Below are 22,286 nucleotides of genomic sequence, written 5' to 3'. Positions count from 1 at the left end.
GCGGCCGGAAAATCCTTGATGCCTGCGGTATCAGACGACCTCAATCACGTCCTTGTCGATGGCGAGGTGATAGCCCTTGCGCGCGATGTTGCGCACCAGCAGTTCGCTGACCATCTGGTTGCCGAGGCCATCGCGCAGCCGCTTGATCCGGGTCGCCCCCGCGGCCTCCTCGCAGTCGCTGGCATCGCGGCCCGAGATCATGCCCTCGATCTGAGCGCCGGTCAGCGTCTCGTCGTCCATCCGCGCCTCGGCCAGGACCGAGAGCGTCTCGATCATCGCCGCCGTCAGCTTGAAGCCCATGGTGTTGAGATAGACCATGTTCTCCTCGCGGCTGATGATCAGCGAGCTGACCTGGATGCCCGAGCGTTCGATCTGCGCCATGCGGCGGTTCATCCCGGCCAGCATCACCAGGAAGACCAGCGCGGCGACCAGCATGGCGGCGGCGAAGACCAGCAGCACGAAGATCACCATCCGGTAGCTCGCCAGCGTGTCGGCAAAGGCGGTGCCCGAGAGCGCGAGGATCTCCAGAAGTTTCACTTCGGCCTGGGCGGTGAGATCATGCTCGACGAAGATCCGCTCGACCCGCGCGTTGAAGGCGTTGCCGTCGGGCAGGGTGAACATCAAAACCCCGCCGGCAAGAACCAGCAGGGCGATGATCGCGGCGATGCCGAATGTGACTATGCGCCCGCCCGCGCGGCGGGCGTCAGTAGCGGAGATAGAACTCGCCGGCATTCTTCTTCTTTTCTTCCGAGGGCGGCTGTTCGGACAGGGCGACGACGCTCAGCAGCGTCCAGCCATTGCGGTCGAGCCGGATCTCCAGCTGTGCCGCCGCGGTGTTCTTGGACGGGCAAGTCTCCGTCGGCAGCAGGGCGATGCCGTACTGAAGGCGCAGCGGGTCGTCCTGTTTGGCCTTGTACTCCGCATAGCACTCGGCCTGCGCGGCGGTGGCGCCAAGGGCGAGCAGAAGCGAGAGGGTGAGAAGCGGCGTGTTCATGCCTGAAGACTGAGCGCGCCGCCGCCGCAATTCAATAGCCCCGAACGGATAGGCGGCGGATATCCGATAACATCGGAGGGATATTGCCTGTTTCGCCGGGGCGGGCCGAGGCTCCTTGCAGATCGCGGCATCCGCCGTGATGGCCTATCGGACCCATTCCAAGGAGACAGCCCATGTCCAGGAAGTTCATTGCCGGCGTGCTCGCGGCCTCGCTCGTCGTCACCGGTTTCAGCGCCGCCCCCTCCCGTGCGGCGGAAGCGCGGGACGTCGCCAAGGTGATCGGCGGGGCCGCTCTCGTCTACATGATCGGCAAGGCGGTCAGCGAGGCGCGCGCGGAGGATCGCGAGCGGGACAAGAAGAAGGAAGCGCAGAAGAAGGCGCAGCAGGAGGCGCAATGGCGCGCGGAAAATTCGGCGCCCTACCTGCCGCGTCCCTATGTCTTCGACAACCGCGCCGGCCAGGTAGCAAAGTCCTCGCAGGCGCAACCTCGGGGTGTTTTGCCGGGCACCTGCCTGCGCGAGGTGCGTGGAGAGCGGGGCGCCATCATGCAGCGCTCCTGCCTGCGCAGCGCCGCGGTACGGACCGACGCGCTGCCGGACCGGTGCAGCAAGAAAATCCGCATCGGCAAGGACAAGGAGCGCGTATTTTCGGCGCAATGCCTCGAGAAGGCGGGCTGGCGCATCGTTGGCCGCGGGACCGGGCAGGGCCGCGATCGGCATGACGGCTGGCAGCGCGACTGGCACCACGACGGCCGGCGCGACTGAGCGCGCCGGCCTGTTCGGCTCCCCGGGGGTCAGTGCAGATCCTCGGGCAGCAGCAGGTTGAGCAGGATCGACAGACCTGCGGCGGGCAGCAGCCCCGAGGTCAGCAGCACCTGTGCCGTCTGGGGCAGGTGCTGCAGCGCCGAGGGTTCGAGCTGCAGCCCGAAGCCCACCGAGAGCGAGATCGCGAAGATCACCATGTTGCGGCGGTTCCAGACCACCTCCGAGAGCATGTTGACCCCCGCGGCGCAGACCATGCCGAACATCACGATGACGGCGCCGCCCAGCACGTTGATCGGCACCGTCGAGACCGCCGCACCCACTTTCGGCACCAGCCCGCAGACGATCAGGAACAGCGCGCCGATGGTGACCACGTGGCGGCTCATCACCCCGGTCATCGAGATCAGCCCGACGTTCTGGCTGAACGAGGTGTTGGGCAGGCCGCCGAAGACCCCGGCGACCGCCGAGCCCAGCCCGTCGGCAAAGGTTGCCCCGCCAACCTCGCGGTCGGTGGCCTCGCGGCCCGCGCCGCCCTTGGTGATGCCCGAAACGTCGCCCACCGTCTCGATCGCCGAGATGATCGCCATGAAGCACATGCCGATGATGATCGCCGCGTTGAACTCGATGCCCCAGCGGAACGGCATGGGCAGTTCGAAGACCGGCGCGTTGGCGACGCTGCCGAAGTTGACCTGCCCCATGGCCAGCGATACGAGATAGCCCGCCACGAGACCGACCAGCACCGCCGAGAGCGACAGCAGCCCCCGGGTGAAGAATTTCACCGCCAGTGTCACGAGGATCACCACCAGCGCCGGCAGCCACATGGCGAGACTGCCGAACTCCGGCGTGCCCAGCTTCGGCACCCCGCCCGCGGCGTATTGGATGCCGACCTTCAGCAGCGCGAGGCCGATCATCAGCACGATCAGCCCGGTGACCAGCGGTGGCAGCGCGTGGCGGATCTTGGTGACTATGAAGCCGAGGCAGAAATGGAAGATCCCGCCGATCACGATGCCGGTCATCAGCCCGGCCATGCCCGCGACGCCCTGTCCGGCCACCGCCGGGATCATCACCGGCAGGAAGGCAAAAGACGTGCCCTGCACGATCGGCAGCCGCGCCCCCACCGGGCCGAAGCCGATGGACTGGAACAGCGTGGCGATGCCGGCAAACAGCATGACCATCTGGATCATGTAGATCATGTTGGGAAAGTCGGGGCTGTTCGAGCCGTAGCCGAAGCCCGCGGCCCCGGCGATGATGATCGCCGGGGTGACGTTCGAGGCGAACATCGCCAGCACGTGCTGCAGCCCCAAAGGCACGGCCTTGCCGAGCGGCGGCATGTAGTCGGGGTTCATCAGCTGCTCGGGCGTGCCGATCGGGTGGCCCTTGGGGGCGGTTGCGTCAGTCATTCCATAGTCTCCCTCGTCGTGTTTGCGTCGTGGTTATGAGATGACCCGCCGCCTCTGCCGGGCGTCTGCGCGGGGTGGCCCCGGCGGGGCCGGGGCTCTGTCAGCCCCGGGTGATCAGTAGCGGCTCCTCCAGCCAGTGTTCCTCGAGGTTGGGCGTCGCGCCGATGCGGTCGACCACGGCAAAGAGCCCCGGCGCGTGAAGCGGTGTCAGCACCCCGTGCCAGGTGCCGCGGTGGAAGTTGATCCCCTGTCCCGGCGCGGCGAGGAAGGCATGCACCGCGCCCGGCGCCTCGTTCTCGCCCGGGCCGGGCTCGGCGACGATCACCAGCCATTCGTTCTGGTGAATCGGCAGGAAGGCCTGCGAGCCTTCGGGGTGCCGCTCGACCAGTTCCAGCGTGTAGGGCAGGGCGCGCGGCTCGGCGTCGAAGAGGCTGATGCCCGCCCGCCCCTCGGGGCCGAAGTCCATGGCGGCGCGGTCGTGGTGCCGCCCGCAGAGCCCTTGGTTGATGATCTTGTCCGCCGCGCCCCGGACCTCGAGCACCTCGCCGAAGGGCGCGAAGGCCTCGGCGGTCAGCGGCCGTGCTGCAATCTCTCTCATCGCGCCGCTCCGAAGGGCGCGAGCGAGACGTGGCGGTTGACGTCCTTGTAGAGCAGGTAGCGGAAGCGCTCGCTTTCCTCGACGATGCAGGCCTGCGGGCAGAAGGCGCGCAGCCACATGAAATCACCCGGCCCCACGTCGACCCAATCCTGGTTGAGCAGGTAGCGCGCGCGCCCTTCGAGCACGTAGAGCCCGTGCTCCATCACGTGGGTTTCGGCAAAGGGAATGCGCCCGCCCTTGCCGAAGGTGACGATATTGGCATGGAAATCGTGGCGGATGTCGAGCGGATCGGCAAAGCGCTGGGTGCCCCAGAGCCCCTCGTTGTCCGGCATCCAGGAGATCGCCACATCGTCGTCATGGGTGATGATCGCGTCCGGCGCGGTGAGCCCCTCGGCGGGCTGCCAGCGCTTGCGGATCCAGTGGAACTTGAAGGGCACCTCGCCGGTGTTCCACAGCGTCCAGACCGCGCTCGCCGGTAGGTAGACATAGCTGCCCGCGCGCAGCTCGTGACTGTCGCGGCCCAGGGTCAGCCGCGCCGTGCCTTCGGCGACGAAGATCGCCGCCTGCGCATCGTGGTCGGGCTCGGGGGCGTTGCTGCCGCCGCCCGGGGCCAGCTCCATCGCGTATTGCGAGAAGGTCTCTGCAAAGCCCGAGAGCGGGCGGGCGATGATCCAGGCGCGGGTCTGCTGCCAGCCGGGCAGGAAGGAGGTGACAATGTCGCGCATCGTGCCCGCGGGGATGAAGGCATAGGCGGTGGTGAAGACCGCAGCGCCCTGCGGGTTGTCGCCGCGCGGCGGCATGCCGGCGGGCGGGAAGGCGTAGGTCTTGGTGATCTCGGGCTTGGTCATTTCAGTCGTGCTCACAGGATCGCCTCCACGCGCAGGCGGGCGATGCGTTCCACCTGGCGGCAGGCCTCGGCAAACTCGGTTTCGGTGTCGTTTGCGATGCGGCGCTCGAAGGCGGCGAGGATGCCCGTCTTGTCGTGGTCGCGCACAGCGATGATGAACGGGAAGCCGTGCTTCTCGACGTAGGCGGCATTGAGCTCGGTGAAGCGCGCGCGCTCGGCGTCGGTCAGCGCGTCGAGCCCGGCGCTGGCCTGTTCGGCGGTGCTGTCCTCGGTCAGCCGCTTGGCCTCCGCAAGCTTGCCGGCAAGATCCGGGTGCGCCTGCAGAACGCCCAGCCGTTCCTCGCGGCTGGCGGTACGCAGCACGCGGGCGAGGGCGTTGGCCAAACCCGCGGGGCGGTCATGCGCTGCGCCCAGTTCCAGCTCGAAGGCGCGCTCGGCGACCCAGGGCGAATGCTCGACGATGCCGCCGAAGGTGCCGACAAAGGTCTCGCGGTCCATGGCCGAGGGGCGCGGGCCCTTCTTCGGAGGATGCGTTTTCGCCCAATGCTCGGCGATCTCAAGCCGTGTCGGGGTCCAGACGCCGTCGAAGCCGCCGATGTAGTCGAGGAAGCGCTTCAGCCCCGCCATCTTGCCCGGGCGGCCGATCAGCCGGCAGTGCAGCCCCACCGACATCATCGCCGGCTTGCCCGCCGCGCCCTCGACGATCAGCGTGTCGAAGGCGTCCTTGAGGTAAGTGTAGAACATCTCGCCCTCGATCCAGCCGGGCGAGGTGGCGAAACGCATGTCGTTGGCCTCGAGCGTGTAGGGGATGATCAGCTGGTCGCGGCCCTCCATTTCCAGCCAGTAGGGCAGATCGTCGTCATAAGTGTCCGACACGTAATCCATCGCCCCGGTCTCGGCGACCAGACGCACGGTGTTGGCGCTGCAGCGCCCGGTGTACCAGCCGCGCGGCGGCTCGCCGACGACTTCGGTGTGCAGGCGGATCGCCTCGGCGATGGACGCGCGCTCCTCCGCCTCGGGCATGTCCTTGTGCTCGACCCACTTGAGCCCGTGCGAGGCGATCTCCCAGCCCGCATCCTTCATTGCCTCGACCTGCTCCGGCGAGCGGGCGAGCGCGGTGGCGACGCCGTAGATCGTGAGTGGGATCTCGTAGCCGGTGAAGAGGCGGTGCAGCCGCCAGAAGCCGGCGCGGGCGCCGTACTCGTAGATCGACTCCATGTTCCAGTGGCGCTGGCCCTGCCATTGCGCCGCGCCGGCGATGTCCGACAGGAAGGCCTCCGAGGCCGCGTCCCCGTGCAGCACGCAGTTCTCGCCGCCCTCTTCGTAGTTGAGCACGAACTGCACAGCGATCTTCGCGCCGCCGGGCCATTGCGCGTCGGGGCGGTCGGGTCCGTGGCCGATCATGTTGCGGGGATAGCGCTGCATCTGCCGGTCCTCTGGCATGGGTCGTTCTCCTGTCGATACTGGCGCACCGGCCGCTGCGGAACCGCAAAGCCCCGCGAGGCGGCGCGCGCCTTGCCTTCCCTGTTAGCACCGCTGAAAAAAGGAGCAAGGACATGTGGCAATGGGCGTTGCCAGCTTCGGCGCGACGAGGGGCGCGCGCCCGGAAGCCTCCGGCGGGGATATTTCCCGCGAGACGGAGAGGGCGCTCTCGGTCTCCTGCACCTTCGCCAGGATACAAATATTCCGGGGGAGAGGCGCGCAGCGCCCCGGGGGCGGAGCCCCCCTTCCTGCCGGCTCCGCGCGTATCCCGCGCTCGGGCGGAGCCCCAATCTCGGCAACGCCATATGGACAGAGCGCCCCTCAGCCCCTATGTGCACCCATCATGGCCCAGCAGAAGTCCGACCCGAACTACAAGATCATCGCCGAGAACCGGCGCGCGCGCTTCGATTACGCGATCGAGGACGATATCGAGTGCGGCATCATCCTCACCGGATCCGAGGTGAAGAGCCTGCGCGAGAACAGCTCCAACATCGCCGAGAGCTACGCGGCGGTGGAGGACGGCGAGCTGTGGCTGGTGAACTCCTACATCGCACCCTACACCCGCGCCATGTTCCCGCACGAGGAGCGGCGTCGCCGCAAGCTGCTGGTCTCCAAGAAGGAGCTGTCGCGGCTGTGGAACGAGACCCAGCGCAAGGGCATGACGATCGTGCCGCTGGTCATGTACTTCAACCACAAGGGCATGGTGAAGCTGAAGATCGGCATCGCCAAGGGCAAGCAGAACCACGACAAGCGCGAGACCGAGGCCAAGCGCGACTGGAACCGCCAGAAGCAGCGCCTGCTCAAGGAGCGCGGCTGACGCCGTGACGGTGCCCGGGGGCGCGCGAGCGATCCCGCCCTTGCGAGTCCGGGGCGGGCACCTTAGAGACGAGGCGATGCTGACTGCCCCGGGGAGAGGTGATGGCAAGTGACGATCCCAAGACGCTGGTGTCGACCGACTGGCTGGCGCGCCACCTGAAAGATCCCGACCTGCGCCTGCTCGATGCGAGCTGGTACATGCCCGGATCCGGCCGCGATCCGAAGGCCGAGTACGAGGCCGCGCACATTCCCGGCGCGCGCTTCTTCGACATCGACGAGATCTCCGACCTGCGCTCGAACCTGCCGCACATGGTGCCGCCCATCGACAAGTTCATGTCCCGGATGCGCGCGCTTGGCGTCGGCGACGGCCACCAGATCGTCGTCTACGACGGCACCGGCCTGTTCTCCTCCGCGCGCGTCTGGTGGCTGTTCAAGCTGATGGGTCATGACGACATCGCCGTGCTCGACGGTGGCTTGCCGAAATGGCAATCCGAGGGCCGCGAGGTCGAGGATCTGCCCCCGGTCATCCGCGACCGCCACATGATGGTGCGCCGCCAGAACCACCTGGTGAAGGACGTCACGCAGGTCTCGGCCGCTTCGAAGCTGCGTGACCACGAGATCATCGACGCCCGCGCCCCTGCGCGCTTCCGCGGAGAGGTGCCCGAGCCGCGCCCGGGCCTGCGCTCGGGGCATATTCCCGGCTCGAAGAATGTGCCTTTCGGCACGCTGCTCAACCCCGACCAGACGATGAAATCGCCCGAGGCGCTGCGCGCCGCCTTCGAGGCGGCCGGCGTCGATCTGGGCAAGCCCGCCATCACCAGCTGTGGCTCCGGCGTCACCGCCGCCATCCTGAGCCTTGCCCTGACGCGTTTGGGCAAGACCGACCATGCCCTATATGACGGGTCCTGGACCGAGTGGGGGCAATTCCCCACGCTGCCCGTCGCCACCGGAGAGGACTGATGTTCGAAACTCTGAAAGAGCAGCCCGCAGACAAAATCCTGATGCTGATGCAGGCCTACAAAGAGGACCCGCGGACGCAGAAGGTCGACCTCGGGGTCGGCGTCTACAAGGACGCCAGCGGCAACACGCCGGTCATGCGCGCCATCAAGGCGGCGGAAAAGCAGCTCTGGGAGAGTGAGACCACCAAGTCCTACACCGGTCTCGCGGGCGATCCGGCCTTTGCCGAGGCTCTGGGCAAGCTGGTGCTGGGCGACGCGGTCCCGGCCGAGAACGTGGCGGCGGCCGCGACCCCCGGCGGCACCGGCGCGGTGCGCCAGGCCTTCGACATGATTAAGATGGCCAACCCCAAGGCGCGCGTCTTCGTCTCGGACCCGACCTGGCCCAACCACCTGTCGATCCTCAAGCACATGGGGCTGCAGATCGTTCCCTACCGCTATTTCGACGCCGAGACCCGCGGCGTGGACTTCGTGGGCATGATCGCCGACCTGCAGCAGGTGCTCCCAGGCGACGTGGTGCTGCTGCACGGCTGCTGCCACAACCCCACCGGCGCCAACCTGAATATCTCGCAGTGGAAGGCCGTGACCGAGCTGCTGCTGGAAAAGCAGGGCACGCCGATGATCGACATTGCCTACCAGGGCTTCGGCGACGGTCTCGAGGAAGACGCCGCCGGCGTGCGCCTCGTCGCCTCTTCGGTGCCCGAGTGCCTGATCGCCGCCTCCTGCTCGAAGAACTTCGGCATCTACCGCGAACGCACCGGCCTGCTGATGGCGGTGAGCCGCGACGCCTCGGCGAAGAAGTTGAACCAGGGCACGCTGAATTACCTCAACCGCCAGAACTACTCCTTCCCGCCCGATCACGGTGCGCGGCTGGTGACCATGGTTCTGAACGATCCCGAGCTGCGCGCCGACTGGGCCGCCGAGCTGGAGGAGGTGCGTCTGTCGATGCTGGGCCTGCGCGAGCAGCTGGCCTCCGAGCTACAGCGCCTGTCGGGCTCGGATCGTTTCGGGTTCATCGCCCAGCACCGCGGCATGTTCTCGCGGCTCGGCGCAACGCCGGAGCAGGTCGAGACCATGCGCCGGGATCACGGCATCTACATGGTCGGCGACTCGCGGCTGAACATCGCGGGGCTGAACAAGACCACCGTGCCGATCCTCGCGGAGGCGATCATCAAGGCGGGTTGCTGAGCCGAGACCGCAGCTTCAAGATGGTATGAGTTTCAAACGCGGGCCCTCGGGCCCGCGTTTCGCATTTTAGCCATGCTCGGCGAGGCTGTCCTGCGGCGCCTCGGCCCGGTCGTCCATGCCGTAGTCGCGCAACACCTGGCAGACCCGCAGCCGGTAGCCGGCGAAGATGCCCTCGCGCCCGGCCCTCTGCGCACCGCGATGCGCTGCCAGTTTCCGCCAGCGCTCCACCGCCGCCTCGTCTTCGAAGAAGCTGAGCGAGAGCAGTTTCTCGGGATTGGTGAGGCTCTGGAAGCGCTCGACCGAGATGAATCCCTCGACCTCCTCGACCATGGGGCGCATGGCGGCGGCGATGTCGAGGTACTGGTCCTTGCGGCCCTCGGCGGGGATGACCTCGAAGATGATGGCGATCATGGCTGTCTCCTCTGTGCGCGCCAGACTTTCCGGCGCGCGCGGAGATTTGCAAGCCGGATCCGCCGCGCGCCTGCCGGGCCGCGCGCCCGTGGCGGGTTCCGGATTTGCGTATTTGGAAAGAGAAGAAGGGGTTGGGCGCGGACACCTGCTTCTTCTCTTTTCCAAATACGCGTTCGGGGCGTTTCCATGCGCGGTGACGCCGGGGTAGGGGGGCGGTGGCTCGCCGCCAGCCCCGCTCTGCCGAGGAGTCGCTTGCCGATCGGGGCCATGCCGCGTATCCGCAGGGCTGGCCCGCTTGCCGATGCGCGGGGGCCGTGCGACCCTTCCCGCCGGAGGACCCCTGTTATGACCGAGACGATGAGCCGATCCGAAACCAGCCTGCTGCCGCAGCTGCACGAGCCGCGCAACCCGGGCATGCCGCTCGACATGGACCGGATTATGCGCGCAACCGCCAACCGCTCGGCGATCGAGCGGCGCGCCGCGACCCTGCCGGGCCGGCGCTCGGTGAAGAAGGATTACCAGGCGGCCTGGCTCGCGCGTGCCATCAGCTGCATCGACCTGACCACGCTGGCGGGGGACGATACGGCGGGCCGCGTGGCGCGGCTCTGCGCCAAGGCGCGCCAGCCGGTGCGGGCGGATATCCTCGAGGCGCTGGGGCTCGAGGGGCTGACCACGGGCGCGGTCTGCGTCTACCACGACATGATCGCCCCTGCCGTCGAGGCGCTTGAAGGCACCGGAATCCCGGTGGCGGCGGTCTCGACCGGCTTTCCGGCGGGTCTCTCGCCCTTCCATCTGCGCGTCGCCGAGATCACCGAGAGCGTGAAGGCCGGCGCGCGGGAGATCGACATCGTCATCTCGCGTCGCCACGTGCTGACTGGCGATTGGCAGGCGCTCTACGACGAGATGCGCGCCTTCCGCGAGGCCTGCGGCGAGGCGCACGTCAAGGCGATCCTCGCCACCGGCGAGCTCGGCACGCTGCAGAACGTCGCGCGTGCCTCGATGGTCTGCATGATGGCGGGCGCCGATTTCATCAAGACCTCGACCGGCAAGGAGAGCGTCAACGCCACGCTGCCGGTCAGCCTCGTGATGATGCGGGCGATCCGCGAGTATTACGAGGAAACCGGCTACCGCGTCGGCTACAAGCCCGCGGGCGGCATCTCGAAGGCCAAGGACGCGGTGACCTATCTCGCGCTGGTCAAGGAAGAACTCGGCGACCGCTGGTTGCGGCCGGACCTCTACCGCTTCGGCGCCTCCTCGCTGCTGGGCGACATCGAGCGGCAGCTCGAACATCACGTGACCGGGGCCTATTCGGCCTCCTGGCGCCACGCCACGAGCTGATGGCGCATCTGCGGAACTGGAGACGACGGACATGAGCGTGAAAGAGATCTTCGAGAGCATGGATTATGGACCCTCGCCCGAGAGCGCCGCGGATGCGCTGACCTGGATCGTGGACCAGGGCTCGCGCTTCGGCTGCTTCATCGACGGCGGCTTCACCAAGCCGGGGCAGACCTTCGAGAGCCGCAATCCGGCCACCGGTGAAGTGCTGGCCGAGGTGACGCAGGCGACGCAGGGCGATGTCGACGCGGCGGTGAAGGCCGCGCGCGCGGCGCAGCCGGCCTGGGCGAAGCTGGGCGGCAAGGGACGTGCGCGCTTCCTCTATGCGCTGGCGCGCCTGGTGCAGAAGCATTCGCGGCTGCTCGCGGTGCTGGAGACCCTCGACAACGGCAAGCCGATCCGCGAGAGCCGCGACATCGACGTGCCGCTCGTGGCGCGGCATTTCTACTACCACGCGGGCTGTGCGCAGCTGATGGACGCGGAGCTGCCGGGGCGGGAGGCACTGGGCGTCTGCGGCCAGATCGTGCCGTGGAACTTCCCGCTGCTGATGCTGGCCTGGAAGATCGCTCCGGCGCTGGCGATGGGCAACACGGTGGTACTGAAGCCCGCCGAATGGACCTCGCTCACCGCGCTCTGCTTTGCCGATCTCTGCCAGCAGGCGGGCCTGCCGAAGGGCGTGGTCAACATCGTCACCGGTGACGGCGCGGTGGGCGAGATGATCACCGGCGCCGAGGTCGACAAGATCGCCTTCACCGGCTCGACCGAGGTGGGCCGCAAGATCCGCGCCGCCACCGCCGGCAGCGGCAAGTCGCTGACGCTCGAGCTGGGCGGCAAGTCGGCCTATGTGGTCTTTGAAGACGCAGACCTCGATAGCGCGGTCGAAGGGCTGGTGGATGCCATCTGGTTCAACCAGGGACAGGTCTGCTGCGCGGGCTCGCGCCTCTTGGTCCAGGAGGGCATCGCCGAGCGCTTCCACGACAAGCTGAAGGCGCGGATGGACAAGCTGCGCATGGGCGACCCGCTCGACAAGTGCATCGACATCGGCGCCATCGTCGACCCCGAGCAGAAGGCCCGGATCGAGGCGCTGATGGCCAAGGCAAGCGGTGAGGGCGAGGTCTATACCGGCTGCGCTGCGCCCGAGGGCTGCTTCATTGCGCCGACGCTGGTGACGGGTCTCTCGCCCGCCTCGCTGTTGATGCAGGAAGAGATCTTCGGTCCGGTGCTGGTCTCGACCACCTTCCGCACGCCCTCCGAGGCGGTGCAGATCGCCAACAACACCCGCTACGGGCTCGCCGCCTCGGTCTGGTCCGAGAACATCAACACCGCGCTCGACGTGGCACCGAAGCTCGAGGCCGGGGTGGTCTGGGTCAATGGCTCGAACATGTTCGATGCGGCGGCGCCTTTCGGCGGGCTGCGCGAGAGCGGCTTTGGTCGCGAGGGCGGCTGGGAGGGCCTCGCGGCCTACACCCGTGCCGCGGGCAAGGCGAAGGCACTGAAGAAGGTCGAGCCGTTTGCCGGTGAGAGCGCCGAACCGCAGGACGTGGACCGCACCGCCAAGCTCTATGTCGGCGGCAAGCAGGCGCGGCCCGACGGCGGCTACGCGCAGAACATCTACGACAAGAAGGGCAAGCTGCTGGGGCAGGCGCCGATCTCGTCGCGCAAGGACATCCGCAACGCCGTCGAGGCGGCGCGGGGCGCTTCGGGCTGGTCCGCAGCAACGGCGCACAACCGCGCGCAGGTGATCTACTTCATCGCAGAGAACCTGCAGGCGCGGGCCAGGGAGTTCGCGGCGCGGATCGATGCCATGACAGGCGGCAAGGGGGGCGCGGCAGAGGTCGAGGCCTCGGTCGACCGGCTCTTCACCTATGCCGCCTGGGCCGACAAGTACGAAGGCGCGGTAAAGCCCGTGCCGCTGCGCGGTACCGCGCTGTCCCTGCGCCAGCCGACCGGCGTCATCGGCGCCTTCTGCCCGGACGAGGCGCCGCTGCTCGGCCTCGTTTCTGTCATGGCCCCGGCCATCGCCATGGGCAACCGCGTGGTGCTTGTCGCCTCCGAGCCCTTCCCGCTGGCGGCGACGGATTTCTACCAGGTGCTCGACACCTCTGACCTGCCGGGCGGGGTGGTCAACATCCTTACCGGTCCGCACGAGGACCTCGCGCCGGCGCTTGCGAGCCACATGGATGTCGAGGCGGTGTGGAGCTTCTCGTCGTCGGATCTGTCGAAGGCCATCGAAAAAGGCGCGGCAGGCAACCTCAAGCGCAGCTGGGTGAATGACGGCAAGGCCCGTGACTGGAGCTCGGCAGCGGGGGAGGGCGAGCTCTTCCTCGAGGCGGCGACCGAGGTGCAGACCGTGTGGATTCCCTGGGGCGCCTGAGCGCCGCAGCCGACAATGGACCCGAGTCGCGCGTGGGGCGCCTTGTCGCGCCCCACCGTTTTAGGCGTTGAATCAGCCCGCTGTCCCGGATAAGGGGCGATCTTTCGCCGCAACGTTGAGAAAAGCCCTCTCCGATGCTATCTTATAAGGGCCCGGCGCCGGGGTCACATTCGGCGCGTGCCATGAAGGAGGACAATGTCCTGTCACTTACTGCCGATGCGGCCGGTGCCGCTGTTGCGGGGATGCCCATGAGCGGGCTGACCCACACCGAGGTTACGAGCGAGCTTATTCTTGCCGCCGTCCTCAAGTCTCTCGACGACAACAAGGCGGAAGAGACCGTGCAGATCGACCTGCGCGGCAAGACCTCCGTCTGCGACCATATGGTGATCTGCTCGGGGCGTTCGTCGCGGCAGGTGGCCTCGATCGCGCAGAAGCTCGCCGAGGATCTGAAGCATGAGCTTGGCGTCCTGTGCAAGACCGAGGGCGAAGAGACCGGCGATTGGGTGCTGATCGACGCGGGCGACGTGATCGTCCACGTGTTCCGTCCCGAGGTGCGCGAGTTCTACCAGCTCGAGAAGATGTGGATGCCGCTGGGCAAGGTGACCCAGAGCGCGACCTGACCGGGAGCGTTCATGCGCGTGCATCTCTGCGTCGTGGGCCGCCTGCGGGCCGGCCCCGAGCGCGATCTGATTGACGATTATCTCAAGCGCTTCGACCGTACGGGGCGGGCGCTGGGACTGGGTCCGGTATCCGTGACCGAGGTTGAAGACCGCAAGGGCGGCGGCATGGCGGCGGAGGCCGCGCTGCTGCGCAAGGCGATTCCCTCGGGGGCGCGGCTCTGCATCCTCGATGAGCGCGGAAAGCTGATGAGCTCGCCGGAATTTGCCCGGCAACTGGGCGACATTCGCGATGCCGGCACGGGTGATCTGGCCTTTGTCATCGGCGGTGCCGATGGGATCGACCCGTCGCTGCGGGCCGAGGCGGACATGGCACTCAGCTTTGGCCAGATGGTCTGGCCGCACATGCTGGTGAGGGTCATGCTGTCCGAACAGCTCTACCGTGGCGCGTCCATTCTGGCGGGCAGCCCCTACCACCGAGTTTGATTTTGTGTAGGTTTTCGCGTCGGCGGTTTCCTGCCTGTCGACGGACTCGCGCACGGCGGGAATCCGCGCGAATGCAAACCCCGCGTTGCAAACTCCGAAATCCCTGATTTAGCTGCACTTATCGCACCGTCGCGCAGCTGTGAAGACGAGCGAGGTTGACTGCCCTTCTACTGTCCCTGCCGGCTCCCCCGCCGGTCCCGGGCAGATCAACGGCCCCGGAGTTTCCCCGAACTCCGGGGCCCTTCTTTTCTAGGGGTCCTCAGCTGTAGGCGATGACCAGCAGGATGACCCCGAGGACCACCCGGTAGATCACGTAGGGCGTGAAGCTCACCGAGCGCAGCAGCCGCATCATCAGCGTCAGTGCGAGCAGCGCCGAGACGAAGGCGAAGCCCGCGGCGATCGCGCCGTCCCTTGCTGCCTGCGCGTCGGCGGTGCCGATCACCTCGGCCCCGAGAAGCACGCCGGAGGCAAAGATTGTCGGGATCGACATGAGCATCGAGATCTTCGCCGCGTCGTGGCGCTTGTAGCCCATCTGCCGGGCGCCGGTGATGGTGATGCCAGAGCGCGAGGTGCCGGGAATCAGCGCCACGGCCTGCCACAGGCCGAGCTTGATGGCATCCTTGAGAGTCCAGTCCGCCTCGGTCTTCTCGACCGGGCCTTTCTGGTCGGCCCACCACAGCACGACGCCGAAGATCAGCATCGTCCATCCGATCACCGCGATCGATCGCAGCATGTCCGAGAGGCCGGTCAGGTTGAGGATCAGCCCGACGAGGATCACCGGCACGGTGGCGACGGCGAGCAGGAAGGCGAGCTTGGAGCCGGGGGTGTCGATCTTGCCGGTCAGCATGCGGGGGATGCCGGCCAGTCCCACGCGGACGTCCGACCAGAAGTAGAGCACGACCGCAAAGAGAGTTCCGACATGAACTGCAACGTCGATGACCTGTCCCTGGTCCTGCATGCCGGTCAGCCCTGGCAGGAGAATCAGGTGACCTGACGAGGAAATGGGGAGAAACTCGGTGATACCCTGGATGAGCGCGAGGATAATCAGTTGAGACAGGGGCATGAACGCAGGTCTCCGCTTAAATGGCCCTTTCGCTATAGGTTGTTGGTTTTCAGGGGGAAAGAGCGAATTTGGTCCGTTTTCGGACCTATTTTTTGATCACCTTGGGGTGCGCTGCGAGCTTCGAGCCAAATTTTTATCAATATAGGTCAGCATGTGTGACTTTTATTTGGTTTCGAGTTTAAGTAAGCAAGCCCGACCGATTGATTTGCTTGGAGACAAGGCATCATGGCAAAGCAACCCATGCTGAAATTCGTGAAGATCGAGCGCGACATGCCCGAGAAGCGGGAGGCCTCCGTCCGCAGCCACGACTTCGACGAAATTTATGCTGAGTTCGCAAAGGCCAAGGCCGAGGAGCAGGCGAGCCGCTGCAGCCAGTGTGGCGTGCCCTATTGCCAGTCCCACTGCCCTCTGCACAACAACATCCCCGACTGGCTGCGCCTCACCGCGACCGGCCGTCTGGAGGAAGCCTACGAAATCAGCCAGGCCACCAACACCTTCCCGGAAATCTGCGGTCGCATCTGCCCGCAGGACCGTCTGTGCGAAGGCAACTGCGTGATCGAGCAGTCCGGTCACGGAACAGTGACCATCGGCTCTGTCGAAAAATACATCACCGACACCGCTTGGGAGCAGGGCTGGGTGAAGCCCGCCGCGCCGGTTTCCGAGCGTGACGAGAGCGTCGGCATCATCGGCGCGGGCCCCGGCGGGCTTGCGGCGGCTGACATGCTGCGCCGTGCCGGCGTGCAGGTGACCGTCTATGACCGCTACGACCGTGGCGGCGGCCTGCTGACCTACGGCATCCCGGGCTTCAAGCTCGAGAAAGACGTGGTCATGCGCCGCATCAAGCAGCTCGAGGACGGCGGTGTACGCTTTGTCTTCAACTGCAACGTCGGCGAAGACCTGAGCTTCGACGAGATCCGCGATCAGCATGACGCGGTGATCATCGCCACCGGCGTTTACAAGTCGCGCGACCTGCGTGGCCCGGGCGCGGGTGCCAAGGGCATCGTCAAGGCGATCGACTATCTCACTGCCTCGAACCGCACCGCCAACTTCGGCGACACCGTGCCCGAGTTCGAAAGCGGCGAGCTGAACGCCAAGGGCAAGAAGGTCGTGGTCATCGGCGGCGGTGACACCGCCATGGACTGCCTGCGCACAGCGATCCGCCAAGGCGCGGAGAGCGTGAAATGCCTCTATCGTCGCGACCGTGCCAACATGCCCGGCTCGCAGCGCGAGACCGCGAACGCCGAGGAAGAGGGCGTGCAGTTCGAGTGGCTGACCGCGCCGAAGGGCTTCAAGGGCGATGAGACCGTCGAGGCGGTGATGGTGCAGAAGATGCGCCTCGGCCATCCCGACGCCACCGGCCGTCAGGCCCCGGAACTGATCGAAGGCGCCGACTACGAAGAGCCCGCTGATCTGGTGATCAAGGCGCTCGGCTTCGAGCCCGAGGAACTGCAGACCCTCTGGGGCGCGCCCGAGCTTGAAGTCACCCGCTGGGGCACCGTGAAGGCCGAGTTCACCTCGGGCCGGACGGCGCTGCCGGGCGTCTACGCGGTGGGCGACATCGTGCGCGGCGCCAGCCTCGTGGTCTGGGCGATCCGTGACGGCCGCGACTGCGCCGAGCACGTGCTGAAGGACTTCGATAAGCTCGCGGCCATCGCCGCCGAGTAAGGCCACACCCGCAATGCACATCCCATGCACAGGACATGCGCATGGGGTGTGCATCCCCCGAAACCCACGCCCAAGGAGAGGTCAGCGGCGCTGACCCTCGCCGAAAAAGGAGCGGTGCATGACGCAGAAGACCGGACAATGCCTCTGCGGCGCGGTACGCTTCACCGTGACCGAGTTCGGCAGCTTCGGCGTCTGCCATTGCGAGCAGTGCCGCCGCTGGGCCGGATCGGCGCTGTTCGCGGTGAACGTGCCCGAGGCGGCGATCTCGATCGAGGGTGCCGATGCGATCCGCAGCTTCCGTAGCTCGGATTGGGCTTCGCGGCACTTCTGCGGGACCTGCGGCTCGGTGCTCTGGTACCGCTACGACAAGGGCGTCGATGGGGCAGGGGAGTACGAGGTCTGCCTTGGGCTTCTGGACGACGGCAACGGCTTCGAGATGAAGAGCGAGATCTTCGCCGACGAGAAGCCCGACAGCTGGGCGCTCACCGGGGGCCACCCGAAATACACTCGCGCCGAGACGCTGAAGAAATTCGGTGCGGACGTCAGCGGCGCCTGAGCCGCAGGACCAAAACCGCGGCGCCTGAGCCGCGACACAGAATTCCGGCGCGATGACGCGCCATTTCATTCGGCGCCCTTGCGCGCCAGCCACGTATCCCGGCCGCCCCGGCGGCCTTCCATGGAGGTGCTAAGCCATGACCACTTTCGACGCAAACTGGGTTGCCGCAGAGGAAGCCAAGCGCAAGTGGATGGAGGAGAACGGCCTGTTCCGCGAAGAGCATGAACACTCTTCCTGCGGCGTCGGCCTTGTGGTCTCCATCGACGGGAAGCCGTCGCGCAAGGTTGTCGAGGCGGGCATCACCGCGCTGAAGGCGATCTGGCACCGCGGCGCCGTCGACGCCGACGGCAAGACCGGCGACGGCGCGGGTATCCACGTGCAGATCCCCGTCTCCTTCTTCTACGACCAGATCGAGCGCACCGGCCACGCGCCGCGCAAGGACGAGCTGATGGCCGTCGGCCAGGTCTTCCTGCCGCGCACCGATTTTGCCGCGCAGGAAACCTGCCGGACCATCGTCGAGACCGAAGTGCTGCGCATGGGCCACTACATCTACGGCTGGCGCCACGTGCCGGTGAGCGTGGATTGCCTTGGCGAGAAGGCCAACGCGACCCGCCCCGAGATCGAGCAGATCCTGATCTCCAACGCCAAGGGCGTGGACGAGGAAACCTTCGAGCGCGAGCTCTACGTCATCCGCCGCCGCATCGAGAAGGCCGCGGCTGCCGCGGGCATCAACGGGCTCTACATCGCCTCGCTGTCGTGCCGGTCGATCATCTACAAGGGCATGATGCTGGCCGAGCAGGTCGCCGTCTTCTACCCGGACCTGCAGGACGAGCGTTTCGAGTCCGCCTTCGCGATCTACCACCAGCGCTATTCCACCAACACCTTCCCGCAGTGGTGGCTGGCGCAGCCCTTCCGCATGCTTGCCCACAACGGCGAGATCAACACCATCAAGGGCAACACCAACTGGATGAAGTCGCACGAGATCCGCATGGCCTCGGCGACCTTCGGAGAGATGGCCGAGGACATCAAGCCGATCATCGCGACCGGGGCGTCGGACTCCGCCGCGCTGGACGCGGTGTTCGAGGTGCTGGTTCGCGCCGGGCGCAACGCGCCGATGGCCAAGACCATGCTGATCCCCGAAGCCTGGTCAAAGCAGGCGGTGGAGCTGCCGCAGGCCTGGCTCGACATGTATTCCTACGTGAACTCGGTGATGGAGCCCTGGGACGGCCCCGCGGCGCTGGCGATGACCGACGGCCGCTGGGTTTGCGGCGGTCTCGACCGCAACGGCCTGCGTCCGATGCGCTACGTGGTCACCGGTGACGGCCTGCTGATCGCCGGCTCCGAGGCGGGCATGGTGCCGGTCGACGAGTCGACCGTCCGCGAGAAGGGCGCGCTCGGCCCGGGCCAGATGATCGCCGTCGACATGGAAGAGGGCAAGCTCTACCGCGACACCGAGATCAAGGACCGCCTTGCCGGTAGCCAGCCGTTCGGCGAATGGGTCGGCAAGATCACCGAGCTCGACGAGAGCCTTGCCAAGATCTCCGAGAAGCCGCTGTTCTCGGGGGCCGAACTGCGCAAGCGCCAGATTGCCGCGGGCTACAGCATCGAGGAACTGGAGCAGTCGCTCTCGGCCATGGCCGAGGATGGCAAGGAAATGCTCGCCTCGATGGGCGACGATACCCCGTCCGCTGTTCTGTCCAAGAAGTACCGGCCGCTGAGCCACTTCTTCCGCCAGAACTTCAGCCAGGTGACCAACCCGCCGATCGACTCGCTGCGCGAATTCCGCGTGATGTCGCTGAAGACTCGCTTCGGCAACCTCAAGAACGTGCTCGACGAGAGCTCGGCGCAGACCGAGATCCTCGTTTTGGACACGCCCTTCGTCGCCAATGCGCAGTTCGAGGAGCTGACCAAGCACTTCAACGCCGGTCTGGTCGAAATCGACTGTACCTTCCCCGCTGGTGCCGGCGAGGGCGCGCTGCGTGATGGCCTGGCCCGTATCCGGGCTGAGGCCGAGGATGCCGTGCGCTCGGGCGGCGGCCACATCGTGCTGACCGATCACCACCAGGGTGACGACAAGGTCGCCATGCCGATGATCCTCGCTACTTCGGCGGTGCACAGCTGGCTGACCAAGAAGGGCCTGCGGACCTTCTGCTCGCTGGGCGTGCGCTCGGCGGAATGCATCGACCCGCATTACTTCGCGGTTCTCGTCGGCTGCGGTGCGACCATCGTGAACCCCTACCTGGCCGAGGACAGCATCGCCGACCGCATCTCGCGCGGCCTGATCGACGGCAGCCTGACCGAGGCCGTGGCGCGCTACCGCGAGGCCGTCGACCAGGGCCTGCTGAAGATCATGTCGAAGATGGGCATCTCGGTGATCTCCTCCTATCGCGGCGGTCTCAACTTCGAGGCCGTGGGCCTGTCGCGCGCCATGTGCGCCGAGTATTTCCCCGGCATGCTGTCGCGGATTTCGGGCATCGGCGTGCACGGCATCCAGCAGAAGGCCGAAGAGGTCCACGCGCTCGGCTTCAAGGGCGGTCGCGACGTGCTGCCGATCGGCGGTTTCTACAAGGCCCGCAAGTCCGGCGAGACCCACGCCTGGGGCGCGCAGAACATGCACCTGATGCAGGCGGCCTGTAACAAGGCCAGCTACGAGCTGTGGAAGACCTATTCCAAGGCGATGCGCGCCAACCCGCCGATCCACCTGCGCGACCTGCTCGACATCAAGCCGCTGGGCGAGGCGATCCCGTTGGAAGAGGTGGAAAGCATCACCTCGATCCGTAAGCGCTTCGTGACGCCGGGCATGTCGCTGGGGGCGCTCTCGCCCGAGGCGCACAAGACGCTGAACATCGCGATGAACCGCATCGGCGCCAAGTCGGACTCCGGTGAGGGCGGCGAGGATCCGGCACACTTCGTGCCCGAGCCCAACGGCGACAACCCCTCGGCGAAGGTCAAGCAGGTGGCCTCGGGCCGCTTCGGCGTCACCGCCGAGTACCTGAACCACTGCGAGGAACTCGAGATCAAGGTCGCGCAGGGCGCCAAGCCCGGCGAGGGTGGCCAGCTGCCCGGCATGAAGGTGACCAAGCTGATCGCACGCCTGCGCCACTCGACCGAGGGCGTGACGCTGATCTCGCCGCCGCCGCACCACGACATCTACTCGATCGAGGACCTCGCGCAGCTGATCTACGATCTCAAGCAGATCAACCCGCGCTGCAAGGTGACGGTGAAGCTGGTGGCCTCCTCGGGCGTCGGCACCATCGCCGCGGGCGTTGCCAAGGCGAAGGCCGACATCATCCTGATCTCGGGCCACAACGGTGGCACGGGTGCTTCTCCGGCGACCTCGATCAAGCACGCGGGTCTGCCGTGGGAGATGGGCCTCACCGAGGCGCATCAGGTTCTGGCGATGAACAAGCTGCGCGACCGCGTGACGCTGCGCACCGACGGCGGCCTGCGCACCGGGCGTGACATCGTCATGGCCGCGATGCTCGGCGCCGAGGAGTTCGGCATCGGCACCGCCGCGCTGATCGCCATGGGCTGCATCATGGTCCGCCAGTGCCAGTCGAACACCTGCCCGGTGGGGGTCTGCACCCAGGACCCGGAACTGCGCGACAAGTTCACCGGCAATGCCGAGAAGGTGGTGAACCTCATCACCTTCTACGCCACCGAGGTGCGCGAGATCCTCGCCTCCATCGGTGCGCGCTCGCTGAACGACGTGATCGGCCGCGCCGACCTGCTGAGCCAGGTCAGCCGGGGTGCCGAGCATCTCGATGACCTCGACCTCAACCCGCTGCTGATCCGGGTGGATGGGGCCGACGACATCGTCTACGACCGCGCGAAAGAGCGGAACGTGGTGCCCGACACGCTCGACGCCGAGATCGTCCGCGACGGCAGCCGCTTCCTGCAGGACGGCGAGAAGATGCAGCTCTCCTACGCGGTGCAGAACACGCACCGTACGGTCGGTACGCGCACCTCGAGCCACATCGTCAGCAAGTTCGGCATGCGCAACGCGTTGCAGCCCGACCACCTGCACGTCAAGCTCACCGGCTCTGCCGGCCAGTCGCTGGGTGCCTTCGCGGCCCCGGGCCTGAAGCTGGAAGTGTCGGGCGACGCCAACGACTACGTCGGCAAGGGCCTGTCGGGCGGTACCATCGTGGTGCGGCCGCCGATGATGTCGCCGCTGACCGCGTCGAACAACACGATCATCGGCAACACCGTGCTCTACGGCGCCACCGACGGCTATCTCTTCGCCGCCGGCAAGGCTGGCGAGCGCTTCGCGGTCCGCAACTCGGGCGCGAAGGTGGTGGTCGAGGGCTGCGGCACCAACGGCTGCGAGTACATGACCGGCGGCACAGCGGTGATCCTCGGCCCGATCGGCGCCAACTTCGGTGCGGGCATGACCGGCGGCATGGCCTATCTCTATGATCCCGAGGGTCTGACCCCGGACCTGATGAACATGGAGAGCCTGGTGACCTGCCCGGTGGGTGAAGAGCACTGGGAAGCCGAGCTGAAGGGGCTGATCGAGCGCCACGCGACGGAGACCGGCAGCCGCAAGGCGCTGGACATCCTGCAGAACTGGGAGACCGAGAAAGCGGCCTTCGTGCAGGTCTGCCCGATCGAGATGCTCAACAAGATCCCGCACCCGCTGGGCATCGAGAGCGATCTCGCGGTTCCGGCGGAATAGGCCCGCCCGATCCCGCAAAGGTGACGCGCCCGGACCGCTGGTCCGGGCGTTTTCCGTTG

The 22,286-nt window shown here is 66.8% G+C and carries 19 protein-coding genes; 11 read left to right on the top strand and 8 right to left on the bottom strand.

Features of this window, described 5'->3' with window-relative positions:
* Positions 1-30: 30 nt before the first annotated feature.
* Complete coding sequence (locus BM397_RS07895) at positions 31-732, bottom strand: winged helix-turn-helix domain-containing protein (protein WP_092422760.1); 702 nt, start codon at positions 730-732, stop codon at positions 31-33.
* Complete coding sequence (locus BM397_RS07890; RefSeq protein ID WP_092422757.1) at positions 704-994, bottom strand: hypothetical protein; 291 nt, start codon at positions 992-994, stop codon at positions 704-706. The genes BM397_RS07895 and BM397_RS07890 overlap by 29 nt, the downstream gene beginning before the upstream one ends.
* 173 nt (positions 995-1,167) lie before the next feature.
* Here BM397_RS07890 and BM397_RS07885 point away from each other — a divergent pair, with 173 nt between their 5' ends.
* Entirely contained in the window at positions 1,168-1,758 is a 591-nt protein-coding gene (locus BM397_RS07885) for a hypothetical protein (RefSeq protein WP_092422755.1), read from the top strand.
* 29 nt (positions 1,759-1,787) lie between these two features.
* On the opposite strand, the gene BM397_RS07880 is transcribed toward BM397_RS07885, so the two are convergent.
* The 4 genes from BM397_RS07880 to puuE all read right to left on the bottom strand — a co-directional run bounded on the left by BM397_RS07880 (position 1,788) and on the right by puuE (position 6,025).
* Positions 1,788-3,155, bottom strand: coding sequence for a uracil-xanthine permease family protein (locus tag BM397_RS07880; protein WP_092422752.1), 1,368 nt, complete (start codon positions 3,153-3,155; stop codon positions 1,788-1,790).
* Positions 3,156-3,255: 100 nt separating this feature from the next.
* Positions 3,256-3,753: an ureidoglycolate lyase gene (locus BM397_RS07875; RefSeq protein ID WP_092422749.1), complete on the bottom strand. Its 498-nt coding sequence runs from the start codon at positions 3,751-3,753 to the stop codon at positions 3,256-3,258.
* On the bottom strand, positions 3,750-4,601 hold the full coding sequence (locus BM397_RS07870) for a bifunctional allantoicase/(S)-ureidoglycine aminohydrolase (protein ID WP_092422746.1): 852 nt from the start codon (positions 4,599-4,601) through the stop codon (positions 3,750-3,752). The genes BM397_RS07875 and BM397_RS07870 overlap by 4 nt, the downstream gene beginning before the upstream one ends.
* Positions 4,602-4,612: 11 nt before the next feature.
* Positions 4,613-6,025: an allantoinase PuuE gene (puuE, locus tag BM397_RS07865; protein WP_092423259.1), complete on the bottom strand. Its 1,413-nt coding sequence runs from the start codon at positions 6,023-6,025 to the stop codon at positions 4,613-4,615.
* A 400-nt stretch (positions 6,026-6,425) separates the two neighbouring features.
* On the opposite strand from puuE, the gene smpB reads away from it, so the two are divergent.
* The 3 genes from smpB to BM397_RS07850 all read left to right on the top strand — a co-directional run bounded on the left by smpB (position 6,426) and on the right by BM397_RS07850 (position 9,042).
* Positions 6,426-6,899, top strand: coding sequence for an SsrA-binding protein SmpB (gene smpB / locus BM397_RS07860; protein WP_092422743.1), 474 nt, complete (start codon positions 6,426-6,428; stop codon positions 6,897-6,899).
* Between the two features lie 101 nt (positions 6,900-7,000).
* Positions 7,001-7,858: a 3-mercaptopyruvate sulfurtransferase gene (gene sseA / locus BM397_RS07855; protein WP_092422740.1), complete on the top strand. Its 858-nt coding sequence runs from the start codon at positions 7,001-7,003 to the stop codon at positions 7,856-7,858.
* Positions 7,858-9,042: an amino acid aminotransferase gene (locus tag BM397_RS07850; protein WP_092422737.1), complete on the top strand. Its 1,185-nt coding sequence runs from the start codon at positions 7,858-7,860 to the stop codon at positions 9,040-9,042. The genes sseA and BM397_RS07850 overlap by 1 nt, the downstream gene beginning before the upstream one ends.
* A 66-nt stretch (positions 9,043-9,108) precedes the next feature.
* On the opposite strand, the gene BM397_RS07845 is transcribed toward BM397_RS07850, so the two are convergent.
* Positions 9,109-9,453, bottom strand: coding sequence for an antibiotic biosynthesis monooxygenase family protein (locus BM397_RS07845; protein ID WP_092422734.1), 345 nt, complete (start codon positions 9,451-9,453; stop codon positions 9,109-9,111).
* Between the two features lie 345 nt (positions 9,454-9,798).
* On the opposite strand from BM397_RS07845, the gene deoC reads away from it, so the two are divergent.
* The 4 genes from deoC to rlmH all read left to right on the top strand — a co-directional run bounded on the left by deoC (position 9,799) and on the right by rlmH (position 14,265).
* A complete protein-coding gene (gene deoC / locus BM397_RS07840) occupies positions 9,799-10,791 on the top strand; it encodes a deoxyribose-phosphate aldolase (RefSeq protein ID WP_176806549.1) in 993 nt (330 codons plus the stop codon).
* Between the two features lie 31 nt (positions 10,792-10,822).
* Entirely contained in the window at positions 10,823-13,162 is a 2,340-nt protein-coding gene (locus tag BM397_RS07835) for an aldehyde dehydrogenase family protein (RefSeq protein WP_092422731.1), read from the top strand.
* Between the two features lie 248 nt (positions 13,163-13,410).
* Positions 13,411-13,782, top strand: a complete 372-nt coding sequence (rsfS, locus tag BM397_RS07830; RefSeq protein WP_092422728.1) for a ribosome silencing factor — start codon at positions 13,411-13,413, stop codon at positions 13,780-13,782.
* A 12-nt stretch (positions 13,783-13,794) separates the two neighbouring features.
* On the top strand, positions 13,795-14,265 hold the full coding sequence (rlmH, locus tag BM397_RS07825; protein ID WP_092422725.1) for a 23S rRNA (pseudouridine(1915)-N(3))-methyltransferase RlmH: 471 nt from the start codon (positions 13,795-13,797) through the stop codon (positions 14,263-14,265).
* A 259-nt stretch (positions 14,266-14,524) separates the two neighbouring features.
* Here the strand turns inward: rlmH and BM397_RS07820 are convergent, their stop codons facing one another.
* Entirely contained in the window at positions 14,525-15,328 is an 804-nt protein-coding gene (locus BM397_RS07820; protein WP_092422722.1) for an undecaprenyl-diphosphate phosphatase, read from the bottom strand.
* Positions 15,329-15,553: 225 nt separating this feature from the next.
* On the opposite strand from BM397_RS07820, the gene BM397_RS07815 reads away from it, so the two are divergent.
* The 3 genes from BM397_RS07815 to gltB all read left to right on the top strand — a co-directional run bounded on the left by BM397_RS07815 (position 15,554) and on the right by gltB (position 22,227).
* The gene (locus BM397_RS07815) at positions 15,554-16,993 is read left to right on the top strand and encodes an NAD(P)-dependent oxidoreductase (RefSeq protein ID WP_092422719.1); all 1,440 of its coding nucleotides are present in this window, start codon (positions 15,554-15,556) and stop codon (positions 16,991-16,993) included.
* 118 nt (positions 16,994-17,111) lie between these two features.
* Positions 17,112-17,549 (top strand): GFA family protein, encoded by a 438-nt coding sequence (locus BM397_RS07810; protein WP_092422716.1) that lies wholly within the window; start codon positions 17,112-17,114, stop codon positions 17,547-17,549.
* Between the two features lie 136 nt (positions 17,550-17,685).
* Positions 17,686-22,227, top strand: a complete 4,542-nt coding sequence (gltB, locus tag BM397_RS07805) for a glutamate synthase large subunit (protein WP_092422713.1) — start codon at positions 17,686-17,688, stop codon at positions 22,225-22,227.
* The last annotated feature ends 59 nt before the right edge of the window (positions 22,228-22,286 follow it).

Source organism: Alloyangia pacifica (genome assembly GCF_900116195.1).
GTDB lineage: Bacteria > Pseudomonadota > Alphaproteobacteria > Rhodobacterales > Rhodobacteraceae > Salipiger > Salipiger pacificus.
This window is presented reverse-complemented; position numbering and strand designations above follow the sequence as displayed.

What these genes read in the sequence shown, in the direction of transcription:
- BM397_RS07845 (WP_092422734.1), bottom strand. Translation starts at nt 9,453, where the DNA reads ATGATCGCCATCATCTTCGAGGTCATCCCCGCCGAGGGCCGCAAGGAC.
- deoC (WP_176806549.1), top strand. Translation starts at nt 9,799, where the DNA reads ATGACCGAGACGATGAGCCGATCCGAAACCAGCCTGCTGCCGCAGCTG.
- BM397_RS07880 (WP_092422752.1), bottom strand. Translation starts at nt 3,155, where the DNA reads ATGACTGACGCAACCGCCCCCAAGGGCCACCCGATCGGCACGCCCGAG.
- rlmH (WP_092422725.1), top strand. Translation starts at nt 13,795, where the DNA reads ATGCGCGTGCATCTCTGCGTCGTGGGCCGCCTGCGGGCCGGCCCCGAG.
- sseA (WP_092422740.1), top strand. Translation starts at nt 7,001, where the DNA reads ATGGCAAGTGACGATCCCAAGACGCTGGTGTCGACCGACTGGCTGGCG.
- puuE (WP_092423259.1), bottom strand. Translation starts at nt 6,025, where the DNA reads ATGCAGCGCTATCCCCGCAACATGATCGGCCACGGACCCGACCGCCCC.
- BM397_RS07870 (WP_092422746.1), bottom strand. Translation starts at nt 4,601, where the DNA reads ATGACCAAGCCCGAGATCACCAAGACCTACGCCTTCCCGCCCGCCGGC.
- BM397_RS07875 (WP_092422749.1), bottom strand. Translation starts at nt 3,753, where the DNA reads ATGAGAGAGATTGCAGCACGGCCGCTGACCGCCGAGGCCTTCGCGCCC.
- BM397_RS07850 (WP_092422737.1), top strand. Translation starts at nt 7,858, where the DNA reads ATGTTCGAAACTCTGAAAGAGCAGCCCGCAGACAAAATCCTGATGCTG.
- smpB (WP_092422743.1), top strand. Translation starts at nt 6,426, where the DNA reads ATGGCCCAGCAGAAGTCCGACCCGAACTACAAGATCATCGCCGAGAAC.
- BM397_RS07890 (WP_092422757.1), bottom strand. Translation starts at nt 994, where the DNA reads ATGAACACGCCGCTTCTCACCCTCTCGCTTCTGCTCGCCCTTGGCGCC.
- BM397_RS07815 (WP_092422719.1), top strand. Translation starts at nt 15,554, where the DNA reads ATGGCAAAGCAACCCATGCTGAAATTCGTGAAGATCGAGCGCGACATG.
- BM397_RS07820 (WP_092422722.1), bottom strand. Translation starts at nt 15,328, where the DNA reads ATGCCCCTGTCTCAACTGATTATCCTCGCGCTCATCCAGGGTATCACC.
- BM397_RS07895 (WP_092422760.1), bottom strand. Translation starts at nt 732, where the DNA reads ATGCCGGCGAGTTCTATCTCCGCTACTGACGCCCGCCGCGCGGGCGGG.
- BM397_RS07885 (WP_092422755.1), top strand. Translation starts at nt 1,168, where the DNA reads ATGTCCAGGAAGTTCATTGCCGGCGTGCTCGCGGCCTCGCTCGTCGTC.
- BM397_RS07810 (WP_092422716.1), top strand. Translation starts at nt 17,112, where the DNA reads ATGACGCAGAAGACCGGACAATGCCTCTGCGGCGCGGTACGCTTCACC.
- BM397_RS07835 (WP_092422731.1), top strand. Translation starts at nt 10,823, where the DNA reads ATGAGCGTGAAAGAGATCTTCGAGAGCATGGATTATGGACCCTCGCCC.
- gltB (WP_092422713.1), top strand. Translation starts at nt 17,686, where the DNA reads ATGACCACTTTCGACGCAAACTGGGTTGCCGCAGAGGAAGCCAAGCGC.
- rsfS (WP_092422728.1), top strand. Translation starts at nt 13,411, where the DNA reads ATGAGCGGGCTGACCCACACCGAGGTTACGAGCGAGCTTATTCTTGCC.